General features: G+C 58.1%; 17 protein-coding genes. 6 read left to right on the forward strand and 11 right to left on the reverse strand.

Going from position 1 to position 17,719, the window contains the following annotated elements:
* Together B2344_RS03940 and rmuC are read right to left on the reverse strand one after the other, a co-directional pair.
* The coding region (locus B2344_RS03940; protein WP_290484708.1) for a peptide deformylase at window positions 1-227 on the reverse strand (227 nt) is incomplete at its 3' end.
* Window positions 228-272: 45 nt separating this feature from the next.
* Window positions 273-1,616: a DNA recombination protein RmuC gene (gene rmuC / locus B2344_RS03945; RefSeq protein WP_290482494.1), complete on the reverse strand. Its 1,344-nt coding sequence runs from the start codon at window positions 1,614-1,616 to the stop codon at window positions 273-275.
* A 154-nt stretch (window positions 1,617-1,770) separates the two neighbouring features.
* On the opposite strand from rmuC, the gene B2344_RS03950 reads away from it, so the two are divergent.
* Window positions 1,771-2,361, forward strand: coding sequence for a hypothetical protein (locus B2344_RS03950; RefSeq protein WP_290484709.1), 591 nt, complete (start codon window positions 1,771-1,773; stop codon window positions 2,359-2,361).
* Between the two features lie 27 nt (window positions 2,362-2,388).
* Entirely contained in the window at window positions 2,389-3,354 is a 966-nt protein-coding gene (locus tag B2344_RS03955; RefSeq protein ID WP_290481180.1) for a glycosyltransferase family 2 protein, read from the forward strand.
* Between the two features lie 7 nt (window positions 3,355-3,361).
* On the opposite strand, the gene B2344_RS03960 is transcribed toward B2344_RS03955, so the two are convergent.
* From B2344_RS03960 to B2344_RS03975, 4 genes are all read right to left on the reverse strand, one after another.
* Window positions 3,362-3,688: a YbaB/EbfC family nucleoid-associated protein gene (locus B2344_RS03960; protein ID WP_206992351.1), complete on the reverse strand. Its 327-nt coding sequence runs from the start codon at window positions 3,686-3,688 to the stop codon at window positions 3,362-3,364.
* Window positions 3,689-3,704: 16 nt separating this feature from the next.
* A complete protein-coding gene (locus B2344_RS03965) occupies window positions 3,705-5,384 on the reverse strand; it encodes a DNA polymerase III subunit gamma/tau (protein WP_290484710.1) in 1,680 nt (559 codons plus the stop codon).
* Window positions 5,385-5,456: 72 nt separating this feature from the next.
* Window positions 5,457-6,236 carry a tyrosine-protein phosphatase gene (locus tag B2344_RS03970; RefSeq protein WP_290481561.1) on the reverse strand — a complete coding sequence of 260 codons (780 nt, stop codon included), beginning with the start codon at window positions 6,234-6,236 and terminating at the stop codon, window positions 5,457-5,459.
* A 76-nt stretch (window positions 6,237-6,312) separates the two neighbouring features.
* Window positions 6,313-7,143 carry a mechanosensitive ion channel family protein gene (locus B2344_RS03975; RefSeq protein ID WP_290484711.1) on the reverse strand — a complete coding sequence of 277 codons (831 nt, stop codon included), beginning with the start codon at window positions 7,141-7,143 and terminating at the stop codon, window positions 6,313-6,315.
* Between the two features lie 200 nt (window positions 7,144-7,343).
* Between B2344_RS03975 and B2344_RS03980 the strand changes: the two genes are divergently transcribed.
* Window positions 7,344-8,249: an SDR family oxidoreductase gene (locus B2344_RS03980; RefSeq protein WP_290481560.1), complete on the forward strand. Its 906-nt coding sequence runs from the start codon at window positions 7,344-7,346 to the stop codon at window positions 8,247-8,249.
* Window positions 8,250-8,352: 103 nt separating this feature from the next.
* Entirely contained in the window at window positions 8,353-8,913 is a 561-nt protein-coding gene (locus B2344_RS03985; RefSeq protein ID WP_206992347.1) for a YSC84-related protein, read from the forward strand.
* Window positions 8,914-9,003: 90 nt separating this feature from the next.
* Here B2344_RS03985 and B2344_RS03990 read toward each other — a convergent pair whose 3' ends face one another.
* Window positions 9,004-10,455 (reverse strand): AMP nucleosidase, encoded by a 1,452-nt coding sequence (locus B2344_RS03990; protein ID WP_206992346.1) that lies wholly within the window; start codon window positions 10,453-10,455, stop codon window positions 9,004-9,006.
* Between the two features lie 323 nt (window positions 10,456-10,778).
* Here B2344_RS03990 and B2344_RS03995 point away from each other — a divergent pair, with 323 nt between their 5' ends.
* On the forward strand, window positions 10,779-11,129 hold the full coding sequence (locus B2344_RS03995) for a UrcA family protein (RefSeq protein ID WP_206992345.1): 351 nt from the start codon (window positions 10,779-10,781) through the stop codon (window positions 11,127-11,129).
* 171 nt (window positions 11,130-11,300) lie between these two features.
* On the opposite strand, the gene B2344_RS04000 is transcribed toward B2344_RS03995, so the two are convergent.
* On the reverse strand, window positions 11,301-12,329 hold the full coding sequence (locus B2344_RS04000) for a ribonucleotide-diphosphate reductase subunit beta (protein ID WP_206992344.1): 1,029 nt from the start codon (window positions 12,327-12,329) through the stop codon (window positions 11,301-11,303).
* Between the two features lie 311 nt (window positions 12,330-12,640).
* Here B2344_RS04000 and B2344_RS04005 point away from each other — a divergent pair, with 311 nt between their 5' ends.
* Window positions 12,641-13,423 carry an alpha/beta hydrolase gene (locus tag B2344_RS04005; protein WP_206992343.1) on the forward strand — a complete coding sequence of 261 codons (783 nt, stop codon included), beginning with the start codon at window positions 12,641-12,643 and terminating at the stop codon, window positions 13,421-13,423.
* 6 nt (window positions 13,424-13,429) lie between these two features.
* On the opposite strand, the gene B2344_RS04010 is transcribed toward B2344_RS04005, so the two are convergent.
* The 3 genes from B2344_RS04010 to B2344_RS04020 all read right to left on the reverse strand — a co-directional run bounded on the left by B2344_RS04010 (window position 13,430) and on the right by B2344_RS04020 (window position 17,419).
* Window positions 13,430-15,415, reverse strand: coding sequence for an alkyl/aryl-sulfatase (locus B2344_RS04010; RefSeq protein WP_290484712.1), 1,986 nt, complete (start codon window positions 15,413-15,415; stop codon window positions 13,430-13,432).
* A 95-nt stretch (window positions 15,416-15,510) separates the two neighbouring features.
* Window positions 15,511-16,542, reverse strand: a complete 1,032-nt coding sequence (locus B2344_RS04015; RefSeq protein WP_206992341.1) for a lipid A deacylase LpxR family protein — start codon at window positions 16,540-16,542, stop codon at window positions 15,511-15,513.
* 16 nt (window positions 16,543-16,558) lie between these two features.
* Entirely contained in the window at window positions 16,559-17,419 is an 861-nt protein-coding gene (locus tag B2344_RS04020; RefSeq protein ID WP_290480830.1) for a lipid A-modifier LpxR family protein, read from the reverse strand.
* Window positions 17,420-17,719 lie beyond the last annotated feature (300 nt).

The raw sequence follows: 17,719 nt of genomic DNA on the forward strand, positions 1-17,719 counted from the left end.
AAATAGCGCGGCTGGGGCTCTTCGCCCTCTTTTGCGAGATCCATCACAATCACGCGCAACGGCACGCCGACCTGAATCGCCGCGAGGCCAATACCCGGCGCGTCATACATGGTTTCCAGCATGTCATCCATGAGCGCGCGAATCTCGTCGGTGACGCCGCCCTCGACGGGCTTCGATACTTCCTTCAGACGCGGGTCAGGGACGGTGAGGATTTCTCTGATAGCCATGCTTTTCAGATATGCACGCAGGGACCTCTGGTCAACACTTGGCCGTCATTCCGCCGCCAGCGGCTTCTTGGCGCCGCCAAAGTCCAGCTCCCCTGTATTCTCCGATACATTCGCCCTGTTCTCGATCTGCTTGGGCTCAGCCAGCGTCTTGGCGGGCGGGGCGATCTCCATGTCCTCGAACTTGCGCAGGGTCGGGAGGACTCGTTTGTCGAACGATCCCATCGCGGAGTTGAAATGGTCCACCGAGCCGTTCAGCGATTTTCCGAGTCTCTCGATATGGCCGAGCATTACACCCATCCGACTGTAAAGCTCTGCACCCAGTTCCGCCGCGGCCATCGCATTTTCATTCTGGTGATGCTGGCGCCAGAGATGGGCCACCGTCCGGGCCAGTGCGATCAGCGTGGTCGGCGTCGTCACAATCACTTGCCGGCTCATGGCCTTTTCAATCAGGTCCGGAGAATGCTCAAGCGCCGCCGCGAAGAAATTCTCTCCGGGAATGAACATCGCAATATAGTCAAAGCGATTGCCCAGATTCGACTGGTAGTCCTTTGAGGCCAGCGTGCTCACATGCCGCTGGACGCTGGTCGCATGAGCCTTCAGATGAACGACCTTCTGGGCCGGATCCTCGGCTTCAACCGCCGCCATATAGGAGGCGAGCGAGACTTTGGAGTCGATCACGATCTGTCGCTCGCCCGGAAGACGGATGATCGCATCCGGTCGCTGGCGTCCCTCCTCCGTCTGGTCATGCACCTGTTCGGAGAAGTCGCAATGCGCAGACAGGCCGGCCTGCTCCATGACGTTTCTCAAGGTCATCTCCCCCCAGCGCCCGCCGCCCTTTGGAGCCGTCAACGCGTTGACCAGCTTGCCGGTCTCCTGCGTGTTGCGGTGCAGGCTTTCCCCAATCGCCTTGACCTGTTCCGACAAAAGAGACTTGTCTTGGGTGCGGACTTTTTCGATTTCGTCGACCCGTTTCTTAAAGGCATCGAAATTCTCGCCGATCGGCTTCATCAGCTCCTTGAGATGCCCTTCAGCGCCTTCCTTGTGTCGCTGGAATCTCTCATCCGCAAGCTGCAGAAACTGCTTGTTCGCGCGCTCGAGGACACCCTGCGCCATTTCGCCAAACTTGCGTTCATCCTCGGCGCTGCGGGCTTTCGCCTCGGCCAGCTCCAGCTCTGCCTTGCGCGAGACCTCTTCCAGCGTGCGGATGCGCTGTTTCGCCTCGACAAGTTCATCGGTCGCACGCTCAAGGTCCAGTGTCAGCCGCTCCGTCTTCGCGCCGAACTTGCTGGCAAGCCACCAGGCCGTGCCCGCCAAGGCGAGAGCCAGGAGGAACAGAACAAGGTGCACGACGTCAAAGCCGGCCCCGCCGATAATGATGATTGGGTCCATACGGGCATCCTCGCACGATTCTGCTCAGAACATATAAGGAACATGCCGCATTGTCTATTGAACGCTGTGGTTTGCCCACCGCTTGACTTCCCGCTCAGGCTGATCCTCTTTTCCACCGGGATGGCACAAGGGCAGCGAGATGCGACTGATATGGATGAGTCTGTTTTTGACGCTGGGGGCCTGTGCATCAGCACCTGGCCCAATATCTCAAGCAGAACTGCCACCAACCGGCGCAATAACATACCTGCCGCCGCTGGCCGAAGTCACTTTGGTTACTGCTTCTGGCCAGCGAGAACCGCAATCGGACTCCTCAGAAACGGCTCGCATTAACCTTGCCAACGCCTTGTCGAACGCGGTTCCAGCCGATGCGTTCGATCAATCTGACGAAGGACAAGAACGAGCAAAATTCCTTGCGATCAAGCTGGAGGAGGCTGCGGTCAATCCTGGTCCGGTTCAGACCTCCGAAGTCGACACACCAGAGCATCTGGTCGCTCTTATCCAGGTTAGATTCGATGTGGAAAGCTCCGCCAGTAAGCTGTTGCAAGGCGGTCTAAACCTCATGTTCGGCGGCGTTCCAGGTCCAGATGGTATAGACCAGACGGCTCAAATCGCCCTGTTCGCCCAAGGGACTGATGATCTGGTATGGTCGCGCACCCTTGTTGCTCAGGATCCACGCACCCCCGATGATGCGGAACGCCTTATAAACGAGCTGATAGCCACATCCAGCCAGGATACAGAGTTCTGACACTGTTCCCATCTGGAGGAATCACGCATGCGTGGCATGGGACTTGCTGGCAAGTATCCCGACATGTTTGACGCGTATGAAGCCCCCTATGAGGTCGCCGAATTGACTATCGATATTTGCGTCTGCACCTATCGCAGGCCTTCAATTGAGGACACGCTGCGATCGCTCGACCGGCAAACCCTGCCGGACGGCGTATCGGCGCGCGCAATTGTTATCGACAATGACGAAACTCCATCGGCCCGCGACCGGGTCGAGGCCGTCGCGGCAAACTTGTCCATGCCCGTCAAATACATTCATGCCCCCGCAAACAACATTTCGATCGCGAGAAACGCCGGTTTGGATGCCGCCACCGCCCAATGGATTGCTTTCATCGATGACGATGAAGTGGCAGAACCGGATTGGCTGGCCTCCCTGCTCCAGATGGCACGCGTGAATTCTCTGGACGCTGTCTTCGGCCCAGCCATCGCCGTTTATCCTGAGACGGCGCCTAACTGGATGCGCCAGCAGGATTACCATTCGAATGTCCCTGTACGCCGAGGCGGCGTGGTGCAAACCGGACATACCTGCAACGCTCTGATGCGCGCCAGTTCCCCTATCGTGAAAGGCCAGCGCTTTCTGATCGAAAAAGGCAAGACTGGTGGCGAAGACACTGAGTTCTTTTTCAGGCTCTGGTATGCAGGCGCCAAGTTTGGCATAAGCGAAGCGGCGATCGTGCATGAAGCGGTAGACCCGAAGCGCCTGGACTCCGAATGGATCCGCCAGCGCAAATTCCGTTCAGGGATGAGTTTCGGCTACCACTCCCTGACCACACGCAACACGGTTACGCTGACCATTACTGTGCTCGCTTCGCTGGCGAAGATTGTTTTTTGTTACGCGATGGCTGGCATCTTCTTCTGGTCCACACAAAAGCGGAATTTCTGGGCGATGCGCGGCGTCTTCCATCGTGGCTGGCTGGCCTCGGCCTTCAGCACGAAGGAACCGGAACTCTACTGAGTCGCCCCTAAAACGGTAGCTTGAAGCCGGGCAACATGCCCCCGCCAAGACCTTGCGTCGCATCCTTCATAGCCTTTTCCATGGCTTCATCCAGACGCTTGCGCGCATCCGAATGCGCAGCCTTGATAAGGTCTTCAACGATTTCGGCATCATCATTCATCAATGATGGGTCAATCCTGACACTGACCATATCGCCCTTGCCCTTGAGGCGCACCGACACAAGACCCGCCCCGGCGACCCCTTCGGCCTCGGTCGATTCGATCTTTTCCTGCGCTTCCTGCATTTTGGCCTGCATCTGCTGGGCCTGTTGCATGATCTTGCCAAGGTCTTTCATGGGAAGCGGGCCTCCTTCAGGCCGATCGTCTGGAGTTCAGGTCAATAACGTTGCCGTCGCTTGCGGCAGGCTCGGTCACGTCAACAATGGTAATGCCGGGAATACTCTTCAAGGCGTCTGCCACAGCCGGGTGCGCCGCCGCTGAGGCAAACAATTCCTCGCGCGTCCGAATTTCCGTCTGGCGCATTGTTTCGGCATTGGTACGGATCTGCTCGACGACCCAGTCATCGCCTGTGTCGCGTTCGAGGAACGCCTTTAGCCGGGCGAGCAAATCGTTTGGTGCATTGTCTTCAAGTTCGCATGAGAAATAGCCGTAGCGCACAGGACCTGGCCGAATGTATCGCTCCAACTCGACCTGCAGGTTCACTTCCCGGTGCTCACCCAGATAGGTGACAATTTGGGCAAAGCTCTCCAGCCCGCCGGCGGGAGACGGGGCCATGCCATGTTGTTCAGACTTTCCCGGCGCACCGCCTGACTCGGCGATCATGCGCGCAGCCTCCTCCGGTGACGGAAGGTTTGCCGCCGCCGCAAGGCGCAGGATGATCATGTTCAGCGCGGTCGCCGTGTCAGGCGCCGTCTGGAGGTCATTAAACCCGGAGAGCAGGATCTGCCAGTAGCGCGCGGCCTGCGCAGCGGTCAGTTTCTGCGCCATGGCCAATGTGCGCTGGGTCCATTCGGCGGGCCCGGCAGACTGGAACTCTCCCCCCGTGGCCTGAGCTACGGAGACATCGGCACAGACATCCATCAGGTCTTTCAGGATAACCGCCGGATCAGCACCTGCATGAATCTGGTCTTTCACCTCGGCCAGCGCCTCTGCAGCACTGCCGGAGATCGCTTTCTCGAACGCATCCAGCAGGCGCGCCCGGTCGCCGAGGCCCAGCATGTCACGCACCGCCGCGCCAGTGACTTCTTCGCCATCCATGGTCTGCACGATGGCCTGATCGAGAATCGAGAGGCCGTCGCGAACGGAACCTTCGGCAGCCCGGGCGATCAAAGCGAGTCCCTCTTCCGAGACTTTCGCCCCTTCATGCGTGGCGACCCGACCGAGATGTTCAGACAAATTCACGGCATCGAGCCGTTTCAGGTCAAACCGCTGGCAGCGCGACAGTACCGTGATCGGCACTTTGCGGATCTCAGTAGTTGCGAAGATGAACTTCACATGAGGGGGCGGCTCTTCCAGCGTTTTCAGCAGCGCGTTGAACGCGGCCGTCGACAGCATGTGAACCTCATCGATGATGTAGACCTTGTGCCGCGCCGAGACCGGTGCGTAGCGTGCCCCGTCCAGCAGGTCGCGCATGTCGGCAACGCCGGTGCGGCTGGCGGCGTCAAGTTCCAGCACGTCCGGATGACGGCTCGCCATAATGGCATCGCAATGCTCGCCCTTCGGGTCGAGCCGGATCGACGGGCCGTCATGATCGTCTGACTGATAGTTCAGGGCCCTCGCCAGCAGGCGGGCGGTCGTCGTCTTTCCCACGCCGCGCACGCCGGTCAGCATGAAGGCATGCGCCACTCGGCCCGTCTCGAAAGCATTCGAAAGCGTGCGGACCATGGCTTCCTGGCCGATCAGGTCCTCGAACCGGCGGGGCCGGTATTTGCGCGCGAGCACCTGATATTCGGCCGATTTCGGCGCCTCATCCTCCCCGAACATCGAGAAGGTCTGGTCGTCGCGTTCTTCGGGGAGTTCGGAATCGCTCATCAGCCGGGACTTTAGCGACTCATGCGGCCCTGCCGCAATGGGGCGGGCTCATCTCATTTACTCACAGCAGGATTAGGTCTCGAGCAATCGGGCTCGCAAGCGCTCCTGCGCGACGTCATCCACACCCAGCACATCCGCCAGATAGGCATCGACGGTTCCATGCTTGTCGTGAATCACGTTGAAGGCGGTATCGAGATAACGCAGCCGCACGCCGAGAAACGGTCGGAACACTTCGGGCTCATAGATCTTCCCAACTTGCTCGTTGAAGAAGGCTGCCGCCTGCGGCAGGAACTCGTCGACATTCACCGCCGTGTTGGTCAGTTCGTAATCGGCCCGAAGATCGGCTTCCTCGACACCGAGAATGTGATGCGTGAGCGCGCAGAGAATGCCCGTCCGATCCTTGCCAGCCGCGCAATTCACGAGCCCCGCGGAGTCACCCTCCAGCCCGGCCAGGTGCTCAAACCAGCCAGAGAACAGCTCAGCGTGATGAGCCTTGAACGGCGCCAGCGCGTAATAGTCGTTCATCCAGTCATCGGCCTTTTGCGCATCCGCTTCGACCTTCTTCAGGAATTGCGCATGCGGCGCTTCATGCTCCCGGCCCCCATCATGGGTCAGCGTATTGGGCGCAGACCAGCGCGCCACGTTGCGTTCGCGCTCGTCCGGGCGGCGGAGGTCTGCCTGCAGATGGATACCCAGTGCGCCAAGTGCCCTCAGGTCTTCTTCGGTGGCCTCGGCATAGTGCCCGGATCGGAACAACCGACCGCGCTTTACCTGTCCACCGTGGCGGGAAGCATAGCCGCCAAAGTCACGAAAGTTGCGGACGCCTTGAAGCGTGTAGATTCTCTCTGTCATGTGATGCGAGGTACCGCGCCACGCCGCAATCGTCCAGATGGGCGTCGGGGAAGGTTTTGTGACCCTCCCCTTCCGCTCAGCTGTTTTCGTTGACCACAATCACCTTGCGATGGGGAAATGGAATCTCGATGCCAGCTGCATCCAGCGCCTTCTTCACCTGCTCGGGAAGCGAATAGCGCACATCGAAGTAATGCGCGCCCTCACAGAATGGCCGCACGATGAAGTCTACCGAGCTGTCATTGAGGGTCTCGACCTCAACGAAGGGTGCAGGATCCTTCAGGATGTGAGGATGATCGGCCAGCACCTTGTCGATGGTCGCGCGGGCCTTGTCGATGTCTTCGCCATAGGCCACGCCGAAATGCATATCCACACCGCGTACCGGGTGGTGGCTGTGATTGATGATCTGGTCGCCCCAGATCTGGCCGTTGGGAATAATGATCTGCTGATTGTCGAATGTCTGAAGCACTGTGGTGAACAGGGTGATCTCGTCCACCTTCCCAAACTTCCCAGCCGCGTCAATGAAATCGCCCACCCTGTAGGGGCGGAACACCATCAGCATGACCCCCGCCGCGAGATTCGACATCGCTCCCTGCAGAGCCAGGCCGACCGCGAGGCTGGCCGCGCCGAGCAGCGCCACGATGGAGGTCGTCTCAACGCCAAAACGGTTCAAGACCGCAATGATGACAAAAGCGAGGATAACGTACTTCGCGACGCTCCCCATGAAGCGAAACAGCGTGTCGTCCAACCGCTCATTGCGTTCACCCGCATTTCGGATGCTCTTGCCGACCCGTCCGGCGATCCAGAACCCTATAATCAAGATGAGCAGGGCGAGCAGGATATTGGTCGCCCACGAGAGCGCCGACGGAAGATACCGATTTATGTCAATCTGATCGAACCAGTCTTGCATGGTTTATTCCCCTTCTTTTCAGCCACATGACTGGCAAAAGCCGGACCCAGCCTGAATATTGGCCGGGTCGATCATTCAGGCTGCGTTCACGACGCGGCAATCCGAGAGTCCAAGGGGAAACCACCAGAGACTGAAATATGAGGGGAACCGGTTGGCCTGGGCGCTGTTGAATTGAGACACACCAATTCAAAGAGGCCCCCATGACCGAGACCGTCAAATCCCAATATGACATGCGTGACCCAAGAACGCAGTACCCACAACCGCCCTTCCCCAAGCAACCGCAGGACAAGCCAGGGTTCGATCACAAGATGGAGCCAAAAGCAGATCATGGCGAGAACAGCTATCAGGGCTTCGGCCGCCTGAAGGACCGCAAGGCACTGATCACCGGTGGCGATTCGGGGATCGGTCGCGCAATTGCCATCGCCTATGCCCGCGAAGGGGCAGAGATCTGCATCAACTACCTTCCCGAAGAGAAAGAAGACGCCGACTGGGTCTGCGACCTGCTGGAAGGCGAAGGCCACGCCGTACACCGCATGCCCGGCAATCTGACCGACAAGGAATTCTGCAATACCCTGATCAAGGAAGCCCATGAGAGAATGGGCGGACTCGACATTCTGGTGAACAATGCGGGCAAGCAGGTGCGCCAACCGGGCATCGAAGACATTTCCGATGAACAGTTCGATGAAACCATGAAGACCAATGTCTATGCCATGTTCTGGCTGACCAAGGCTGCGCTCCCCCTCATGCCGCCCGGCGCGGCCATCATCAATGTTACGTCCAATCAGGGCTTCAGCCCAGCTCCCTATCTGCTCGACTACGCCACCAGCAAGTTTGCCATTCGCGGTTTCACCGAGGCCATTGCTCAGGGTGCGATCGAGCGCGGCGTCCGCGTTAACGGCGTTGCCCCGGGCCCATTCTGGACGCCGCTCCAGCCCTCCGGCGGACAAACACAGGAAAAAGTGCAGGAATTCGGAAAGGGCACGCCCATGGGTCGGCCGGGCCAGCCAGCGGAACTAGCACCCACCTTTGTCTTCCTCGCCTCGCAGGAGTCGAGCTATATCAGCGGCGAAATCATTGGCGTAACCGGTGGAAAGCCGATCAGCTGATTGATACAAGTCAACGAAAGTGCGGTATCTTGTGTCTCGCTTCCGGGAACCTTGCCCGGAATCCGGAGTTCAAGCGTACTGATGTCATGAAGGAGCAAAGTCCATGATGAAGTTTCGTTCTGCCCTGCTTGCAGGTTGCCTCGCCGCCAGTACTTCCCTCGGCCTCAGCGCCTGCTCATCCCTCCCAGACGAAGTGGACCGCGCGCAGATTGACGCTGGGAGCCGCGCCGCTCTCAACAAGCTGGTCAGCGAGAACGCCGCTGCCCGCGCCATAAACAGCCAGTCTCGCGCGGTTCTGGTCTTCCCATCCATGGTCAAGGCCGGACTGGGGGTCGGCGGAGCGTATGGCGAAGGCGAGCTGATCCGTGGTGGATCGACTGTTGATTACTACAGCTCATTCACCGGGTCCTGGGGGCTGCAGGCTGGCGCACAGTCATATGGTTATGCTGTCTTCCTGATGAATGATGATGCGGTGGACTACCTCAAGAAATCCGAAGGCTGGGAGATCGGCGTCGGACCAACTGTGGTTCTTGTGAATGCGGGCGTTGCAGAAAACCTCTCCACGTCTACACTGAAGGAAGACGCGTACGCATTTGTTTTCGACCAGAAAGGCCTGATGGCTGGCATCAGCATTGAAGGCACAAAGATTACCAAACTGCAGTAGACAGGCTTGGGCTCAGGTGAGCCCGGGCGAAGGCGCAAGGTTTTCGGTTTTCCGGGCCTTGCGCCTTTTTTTGTTGCCAGACGGCTCTGCCTATCTGAACGGTGGCTCATCAAAGGCGCGCAGTTTGCGGCTGTGCAGCTTCGCACCTTTGTCCGCCGACAAACGTTCCAGTGTTTCTATTCCGATACGAATATGCTCGCCAATGGCCCGCTCATAAAAGCGGTTCGCCGCACCCGGCAGCTTGATCTCACCGTGGAGAGGTTTGTCCGATACGCAGAGCAGCACACCATATGGAACGCGCAGGCGGAAGCCATTCGCAGCAATTGTCGCGCTTTCCATATCGATCGCAATTGCTCGGGATTTGTTGAACCGGCGCGCGGACGCAGAGAAGCGCAGTTCCCAGTTCCGATCATCCGTGGTCACAACCGTTCCGGTCCGCAACCGCCGTTTCAACTGTTTCTCGTCCTCACCCGTCACAGACGCAGCCGCCTGTTGCAGCGCGACTTGCACTTCGGCAATTGGCGGCACGGGAATTTCCGGCGGTAGAACAGCGTCGAGCACATGGTCTTCTCGCAAATAGGCATGCGCCAACACATAGTCTCCGATTGCCTGACTATGGCGCAGCCCGCCACAATGGCCAACCATCAGCCAGACTTCAGGCCGCAACACAGCGAGATGGTCTGTGATGGTCTTGGCATTGGACGGACCGACACCGATATTCACCAATGTGATGCCGCCGCCATTCGGCGCGCGCAAATGATAGGCTGGCATCTGGAATCGGCGCCAAGGTGAAGCATCGATTTCCGTTCGGGACGTGTCGGTGGGCTCAGAGACCTCCAACCCGCCCGGAACAGATAGAGACGTGTAGTGATTGTCTTCTGTCAGCTTGTCCAACGCCCAGTCACAAAACGCATCGACGTAACGGTGATAGTTCGTGAACAGCACATAATGCTGGAAATGCTCAACGGGCGTACCGCAATAATGTTGCAGCCGCTTCAGAGAGAAATCGACTCGCTGCGCGTCGAACAATGCCAGTGGATGGGTTTCATAGGGCTCGTATAGCTCCCCATCGGCCACTTCATCACCAATATCGGCAAGGTTTGGACTTGGGAAGTGACGCGCCAGTTCAGCTGGCGAGATCTCGTCAAGTCCACTGGCCTGCCCCTGCTCCCACACATAGGCATACGGAATTTCGGAATCCGACTGCTCGACATACACATCAATGTCATAGTCCCGCATCAACAGGGAGAGCTGTTCTGTCAGATAGTCGCGGAAAAAGTCCGGCCTCGTGATGGTGGAAACATATGTGCCAGCTTCTGACATCTTGCCGAAGGCGCGCGAAATCGGCGGGGGTGGTCCGTCGGGATTGTAGACGATCCTGATTTGCGGATAGCAGAACGCGCCGGATTCGCGCAGCGCGGGCGCCGGTGGCTTTCCGGAATGAAGGAACATGTCCAGGGCCGAGGACAGGGCGGAAACGGCGTCGGAATACAGGTTTTCCAGCGCATCTATAACGTGTTCGGGTGTGTTCAATTTCGACATGGCGTCAAATGGCGGGATTGCGACGTTCTGTCAATCTACGAGCCTGAGCCGGTCGCATATGACAAACAAATGAGCACGACCCGCACAGCCTTCGTGCAAACATGAGGCGCAACCCAGCTATGACTTTCTGCCGTGCACCTTTCACTTGAGCCATGCGGAAACATGCGCTTTTGTTGCGGTGCAACATGAAACGTCAATCCCGCACGGAAAGGCCATGACGCTTCGGTGTCACTGTGGGGAGAACAGAACAATGACGTCGCATGGGGCGGGAGGAGTTCCCTGTCGGCAATCACGCCGTCGCTAACTCTGAAGGTAGTTTTGACATGAAAAAGTTCATCATCCCGGTCCTGATGGCCGCCGCGATCATCGTTCCTGCTGCTGCAAATGCAGAAGGCAAACCCATCACTGTAGAAATTGCCTATGACAAGGCCCTGCTGGCATCCGACGCTGGCGCAGCTGTCGTTCTCGAATCCATCGAGGCGCAAGCCAAGGAAGCCTGCTCAACACGCTCCCCGGTCACCAGCCAACCGGTTGTAGACCGTACATGTACCAAGAATATCAAGAAGGCTGCTTTGAAGAAGATCCTGGACAAGCAGGAAATCTCCAGCCTCCCGACCGCGCCTGTCTTTGCGCGCCAAGCTGTAACCCTCGTCGCTGACGCGGGACAACGCTAGACCTTTTCCTCCCGGAATAGCGTTGGAGGGGCTGCCCAGGGCCACGGGCAGCCCCTCATTGCATTCGGCGGGGCATTTGCTTCAGAAGCAACCTTGGCCACAATGTAAAAGGCGCACGATCCATTCAGACCGCGCGCCTTTTTAATCTCGCTTGAAAGCGGCGGCCAAATGCTAACCGACGGTCGCGTCCGCAGGCTTGCGCGTGTCGAACTTTGACCACACGCCATCATCGCCGTGCCAGTCACCGCTGGTCGCACCTTTGGAATATTCGGTTGCACGCTGCTCAAAGAAGTTTGCGTGCTCTACCCCGTTCAGGATTTCCGTCAGCCATGGGATCGGGTGCTTGGTCACACCGAACACCGGCTCAAGCTTCAGCTGGCCGAGACGCCAGTCCGCGATGTAGCGAATGTACTGCTTGATATCGTCGGCGGTCATGCCTTCGACCGGACCCATTTCGAATGCGAGTTCGATAAATTTGTCTTCCAGCGTCACGACGGTGCGACAGCACTCGCGAATCCGCTCGCGCAGCGCGTCATTCATGACGCCGGTCTCAGCACAGAACGTGTGGAACAGCTTGATCATGCCTTCGCAGTGCAGCGACTCATCCCGTACAGACCAGGACACGATCTGGCCCATGCCCTTCATCTTGTTGAAGCGCGGGAAGTTCATCAACATCGCGAAACTGGCGAACAGCTGAAGGCCTTCCGTGAAGCCGCCAAAGACCGCCATGGAAACAGCAATGTCTTCATTCGTTTCTGTGCCAAACTGGCCGAGATAGTCGTGCTTGGCGGCCATCTCCTCATATTCCATGAAGGCCGAGAATTCCGAGTCGGGCATGCCGATGGTTTCGAGCAGCAAAGCATACGCCGCGATATGGATCGTCTCCATATTGGAGAACGAGGCCAGCATCATCGACACTTCAGTCGGTTTGAACAGGGGCATGTAATGCTCCATATAGTTCGCACCGACTTCGACGTCAGACTGGGTGAAGAAGCGGAAGATCTGGGTCAGCAGATTGCGCTCGGAATCATTGAGCTTCACCGCCCAATCCTTGCAATCCTCGCCGAGGGGCACTTCTTCCGGCATCCAGTGTACCTGCTGCTGGACCTTCCAGAAGTCATACGCCCACGGGTAACGGAAGGGCTTGTACGCCCGGCTCGGGGTCAGCAGTCCGGGCACATTGGAATTTCCGTCAGCCATCAGGGCCTCCTACGTCATTTACTGCGTTTTCTGGGACAATCTACACCATATATAGTGCCTCATTGATGCCATTGCCGCAAGATGTTTGACTGCGGCAAACCGCACTTGTTCACAGGCTTGCCCACAGTTTTGGCATATTTCCCTCGTAGGGGTGGCGCCATACGGTTTAGTGCAGAATGATCGGCACCAAACCGATACCCATGCGTTCCATTCCCGCCTTACGAGACAAGATATTCATGCGTTTCTTCAGTGCCATTCTTCTTGCCCTGATTTCGGCTTTCGCGTTTGCCCCACCAGCAAATGCTAAAGTGGTGAGGGATGTAATATATGCAGATGCGCCAGGTCTTGATCCCGGCGACGTACGGGCTGATGTCTACATTCCTGATGATGCGGACAATGCGCCGGTGATTCTCATGATGCATGGCGGCGCTTGGACCTTTGGCAACAAGCTGAGCGCATTGGGCATGTTTCAGGCGCGTTATTTCAACGATCAGGGCTTTGTCTTCATTGCCGTAAATTACCGCCTGTCGCCCGCACATCCCTTCCCCGCCCAACAGCAGGATACGGCCGCCGCGATCGCATACTTCCATGAGCACGCAACAGAGTTCGGGGGCGACCCGAACAGTATCTTCCTGATGGGTCACTCTGCCGGGGCTCATATGGCAGCGCTCACTGCGATCGATCCGGACTATCTGGACGCATTTGATCTGACGCCAGGCGTGATCAAAGGCGTCGTCGCCATGGATAGCGCCGCCTACAATATGGCTCGCACCGGCAGTGATGGCGATATCCCCGAATTCTACCACTCCACCTTTACCAGCGATGACCCAGACGTCTGGACGGCTGCCTCCCCGACCCTACTGGTAGAAGAAACAACCGACATCCCACCTTTCCTCCTGCTCTATGTGAACCGAGCTGTCGCGCCGAGCCGCGCCAAGGAATTGGCGGAAGCGCTGAACAGCGCCGGACACAAGGCCGAAGCGCGCCTCGTCAAGAACCGCGATCACAAGAGCCTGAATGATCGTCTGGGCGCCAAAGGTGACAAGGTCGCGCCGATGATCGCTGACTTTTTCCGTGACCAGTTGGAAGACTGACGCCGCCTAAGGCTCCACGACGTTGAACCAGAAGTCCGGAGTCTCCAGCGCCGAGAACCAGGCGAGCAGTGCGGTGGGGTCACCCTCGATTGACGCCTCCCCGGCAGCGGCGATCTCGCGAAAGCTGCGGGTTTGCAGAATCAGGTCATTGAAGGCATCGCGCGACAGGGTAAGCGTTGCCACGGCATCATCGGACTGGACACCGGGGCGTGGGAAGGCCGTGGCATTCCCTACATCAATGACGAATTCCTCCTCGATGTCCGTAAACTGGAAGTTCAGTTCGAACGGCTCCCTGCTGAGCTTTTCGGGCGCATAGCGAACGGCTAGCGCATTGAATAGTTCAATCGTGGGCACCCCCTCGACGAACTCACGGCTTCGGGTGCGCACCGCTCCGGCATCGGCAAGGCCGTTACGAAGCTCCTGCGCTCCCGTTAGATAGAAATCGCGCCACGCGCCGCTTTCTGCCTGAAAGCCCATCTGCTCATAGCTCGCAGCCAGCCAGTCTCGCGCAACCTGATTCTGAGGATTGGCAAAGACCGCATAGTTCAAAACTTCGGCAGCCCAACGATAGTCGCCTTCCTCGAAGGCTTCCTGCCCAATGACGATGGCCGCCTCTTCGCCGCCAACGGCCTTGATGAACCGACTGGCCTTCGCTTCCAGTGGATGTGCATTGAACGTCGCCGGCACACCATCCCACCACCCGAAATACCCTTGATAGACGGCTTTCGCATTATGGTTCAGCGTGCCGTAGTAACCACGCGTATCGAAATTCTCTGATTGCACCGCAGGTTCAGCGAGTTCTTCGGCAATTTCGAACTGGGTTTCACCGCGATTGGCTCGGCGAACAGTCTGGTCATGCGTATACCGATAAATATCGCGCTGACCCCGCAGGAAGGTCTCGACATTCTCCTGCCCGAATGTCGGCCAATGGTGCGATGCGAAAACGACGTCCGACCGTCCTCCATATTCAGTCAAAACATAGTCGATCACTCGGCTCCATTCGAGCAGGTCGCGAACCTTTGCGCCTCGCAAGGTGAGTGCATTGTGGAACGTTGCTGTCGCGACTTCGGCCGTGCAGAGCGCGTTGAAGTCCGGTAGATAGAACATGAATTCCGCAGGCGCTTCGGTACCCGCCGCATCGACGAACTCAAACGTAACTCCGTCTACCACGCGAACGGTTCCACGGCCTGGTACCTCTTCTGTCGGCGCGATCAGACCGATCGTGCCTTGGGAAAGCGCTGGCCCCAGCCCCACGCCTACCTGCCCGGTCGGGCCGCTGGGTAACGTATTGCCAAACATCAGCACAGCTCGTCGGCTCATATAGTTCCCGGCCAGCAAATTCTCGGCGACGGCGGATTCCGTAAAGCCAACTGGTGCGAGCACGGGTACACCGCGCGCTTCGATGTCGGCTTCGTCGATCACACCGCGCACACCGCCGAAGTGGTCACCATGGGAATGGGTATAGATCACGCCCGTGACGGGGCGATTCCCCAGCGTGTCATTGACCAGTCCCAAAGCAGCCGCAGCTGTCTCCTGACTGAGCAGCGGGTCTACAATGATCCAGCCAGTATCGCCCCGGATGACCGACATGACCGCGAGGTCATACCCTCGAACCTGATAGATCCCATCCATGACTTCAAACAGGCCATGTTCGGAGTTCAGACGCTCCTGCCTCCAAAGCGATGGATTCACTGTGTCGGGGCTGTCCCCGTCAATGAAGTCCCGACGGCTGACCTGCCAAACGACATTACCATCGGCGTCGTTGATCGTGTCCTGTTTCAGCTGCGCCAGCAGATCGCGCGTTGCGTCAACAAAATCGGAAGTGTCTTCCAGAGGCAGGCGGTCAGCCACAGCCGCATTTGCTGCGCGGGTCGTATCCGTCGCCTCGCCCTTCGGCGGAGCCTTGGCCATGGATTCAGGAATATTCGTCTGTGTGCCCGGAGAACAGGCCACCAGCAGGATGGCTGCAGCCACACCAAATAGAACTCGCATATCTTCCTCCCATAGCGACGCGTTCACGCACCGTTTTCTCGCACTGTGCGACGAGGCCAAAAGGCACGCAAGACAGCCGCGAGGGAAACAGGAATTTAGCGGGAGATACTGATCGACAAGGCGCCAAACCGTTGCGGGCCGTCTTGGCGGACAAACTCTTCAGTTCGGTTCACGAAAGTGAAGGCCACTTGCACGCTGCGGTAATGGACCGCCACGCCCGCCTGAATATCGCCCACTACCGTCCGACGATCTTCAACGCGTGGCCCATCCCGCCACAAATTCCCGTCCAGAAACATGTCACGGGCCACGGCCCGCCCGTCCACGCCCACGAAGAAATAGCCACCAAGCGGATCTTCCGGCGTTCCGGGCACGAACTCTCCTGCCCCTGAGAGGGCTGGACGGATGCGCGGGGGACCGAAGCTCGAATTCAGGTCCCATCCGATTCGCGCCGTCAGGCCTGCAGATCCATATGTGCGCACATTGCCGAGCGCGACTCCGACGTGCGCTCCAAAATCAGTCTCCAGCCCGAGTGGCAAGTTTGGGCCGTCAAACATCTGCATTCGCTGGGCAATGACTTCGACTCCCGGCTCATCCTTCAGCTGGTGATCCCACCCTTTCGCAGTCGCAACTCCAATGATCTCGTGCCACGTGTTTTGCACAAATTCGCCGGCCGCCGATGGTCCGACGACACCAAGATTGACCTGCAGAGTGTCCTGAGTGTTTTCGCTGCTGGCAGCCACGGTCGATGACAGGGCGAGCCACGCTGCATACGGCCGGTCGGTCGGGTCGGGTGTAAACGTCTGAATGTCTTCGGGAGTGAATATGGCATGTGAAATGGCAAAGCCTTGCCGGAGTTCGGTACGATCCAGATCAATCCACGGCAGACGATCGGCGACCCATTCGAGACCAGGATGAACATTGTCTGCGCCGGACACGCGCTCTATGCGAAGTCCGTTGGAATAATTGCGATCCGTGCCACCGCCGAAGAAATCATTCTCCGTCGAGAAAGACACAACCGCAGGTTTGCGCGGAACAGTCGGTTCACCCTCCTGCGCGTACGTCGACGGAGCATACAGAAAAGCTGCGACCAGGGCCGCAGCTTGGATGAGAGGGAATCGAGCCTGCATGGGCGTCGATTAGCAGCTAACGACGCATCGTGAAACTAACACCTGCGAAATCTTCAGTCTCGCTGATGCTGACATTCCGGTCTGAATACTTCACTTCACGGCGAATATAACTGAGCGACAGTTCGCCCCCGCCGCGCTGCACGGATACACCTGCTTGAAGATCACCGACGGTGACCTGGTCCGTGAGCGACATGTCGCCCAGGCTTGGGCGGAACCCGTTGGCATCGGCATCCCATACAAGCGCCTCCCCGTCAGCACCCGCGAAGACGTACCAGCCCTGAGGCTGTCCGTTGCGGTCAAGCAGGTCGAAATCCTGACCAATTCGAACTTCACCGCCAACCCGGCGCGTAAGGACTTCGCCCTCTTCCCGGACCGCAATACGTGGCGCAAGGCCGACATCAAAACTGAGGCCAGTCACCTCCTTCGGCGCGGAAATAGCTATCTCGGCGGCGATATTCTTTTCCAGCTGGCCCGGACGCGAGAGTGCAGCCCGGCTGCGCTCGGCGGCCACTGCGACGAGCGTCTCACTGGTCCCCCAGTCGACGCGCGTATTGTTTGGGACTCCAAACTCGGCATTGGGGTGAGAGCGGTAGTCAATGGGCTGGTCGGCGATCATCTGCGCCGCGACTGTATTCGTCGCTTCAAGCGGTACGCCACTAAACCGGGCCGAGGGTGCGCTAAATACGTGGACGGAAGCTGCATTGGGGACGGAGTTGGGCGCATAATTGGCTGGCGCGGCCATCTGCATACCAAGTGTTGGAGGCGCAACAGGTTCGGAGCGTACTTGCTCATGTGGAGACGTCGATACGCATCCCTGGCACGCCATCGTGATGACTGCGGAAGAAATTGCAAATGCCATCTGCCTTATACCTCTCATGCCTTCATCCCTGAGCACTCGTCTATTCAAGGATTAGACCGTTTGACGATTAACTTAACATAAAGAACTCGTCCGTCTCAAACGCCAATGGGCCGAATTCCATTAATTCTTCTCGTCATAACTCGCCTGTGTAGTGTTTGTTCCAGAACCCGGTAAAATTGTGTTTTTTCGGTGTCATTTGACTGATTTTCGGGTCACCGGCGCCGTTAACCAGCTGTAAAATTTCATGAAATTGTTCGGCTTATTCGATCACAAATGCCTCAATCTCTGCCTTCAGCCAGTTCCATGCAAAAAAGGCCG

Source organism: Hyphomonas sp. UBA3195 (assembly GCF_002366485.1).
In the GTDB taxonomy this organism is placed as follows: Bacteria; Pseudomonadota; Alphaproteobacteria; order Caulobacterales; family Hyphomonadaceae; genus Hyphomonas.

Excerpts from the sequence above, each read along its gene's own strand:
- rmuC (WP_290482494.1), bottom strand. The coding sequence starts at position 1,616 with ATGGACCCAATCATCATTATCGGCGGGGCCGGCTTTGACGTCGTGCAC.
- B2344_RS03950 (WP_290484709.1), top strand. The coding sequence starts at position 1,771 with ATGAGTCTGTTTTTGACGCTGGGGGCCTGTGCATCAGCACCTGGCCCA.
- B2344_RS03985 (WP_206992347.1), top strand. The coding sequence starts at position 8,353 with ATGATGAAGTTTCGTTCTGCCCTGCTTGCAGGTTGCCTCGCCGCCAGT.
- B2344_RS03960 (WP_206992351.1), bottom strand. The coding sequence starts at position 3,688 with ATGAAAGACCTTGGCAAGATCATGCAACAGGCCCAGCAGATGCAGGCC.
- B2344_RS04015 (WP_206992341.1), bottom strand. The coding sequence starts at position 16,542 with ATGCAGGCTCGATTCCCTCTCATCCAAGCTGCGGCCCTGGTCGCAGCT.
- B2344_RS04000 (WP_206992344.1), bottom strand. The coding sequence starts at position 12,329 with ATGGCTGACGGAAATTCCAATGTGCCCGGACTGCTGACCCCGAGCCGG.
- B2344_RS03955 (WP_290481180.1), top strand. The coding sequence starts at position 2,389 with ATGCGTGGCATGGGACTTGCTGGCAAGTATCCCGACATGTTTGACGCG.
- B2344_RS04020 (WP_290480830.1), bottom strand. The coding sequence starts at position 17,419 with ATGAGAGGTATAAGGCAGATGGCATTTGCAATTTCTTCCGCAGTCATC.
- B2344_RS03990 (WP_206992346.1), bottom strand. The coding sequence starts at position 10,455 with ATGTCGAAATTGAACACACCCGAACACGTTATAGATGCGCTGGAAAAC.
- B2344_RS03965 (WP_290484710.1), bottom strand. The coding sequence starts at position 5,384 with ATGAGCGATTCCGAACTCCCCGAAGAACGCGACGACCAGACCTTCTCG.
- B2344_RS04010 (WP_290484712.1), bottom strand. The coding sequence starts at position 15,415 with ATGCGAGTTCTATTTGGTGTGGCTGCAGCCATCCTGCTGGTGGCCTGT.
- B2344_RS03980 (WP_290481560.1), top strand. The coding sequence starts at position 7,344 with ATGACCGAGACCGTCAAATCCCAATATGACATGCGTGACCCAAGAACG.
- B2344_RS03975 (WP_290484711.1), bottom strand. The coding sequence starts at position 7,143 with ATGCAAGACTGGTTCGATCAGATTGACATAAATCGGTATCTTCCGTCG.
- B2344_RS03995 (WP_206992345.1), top strand. The coding sequence starts at position 10,779 with ATGAAAAAGTTCATCATCCCGGTCCTGATGGCCGCCGCGATCATCGTT.
- B2344_RS03970 (WP_290481561.1), bottom strand. The coding sequence starts at position 6,236 with ATGACAGAGAGAATCTACACGCTTCAAGGCGTCCGCAACTTTCGTGAC.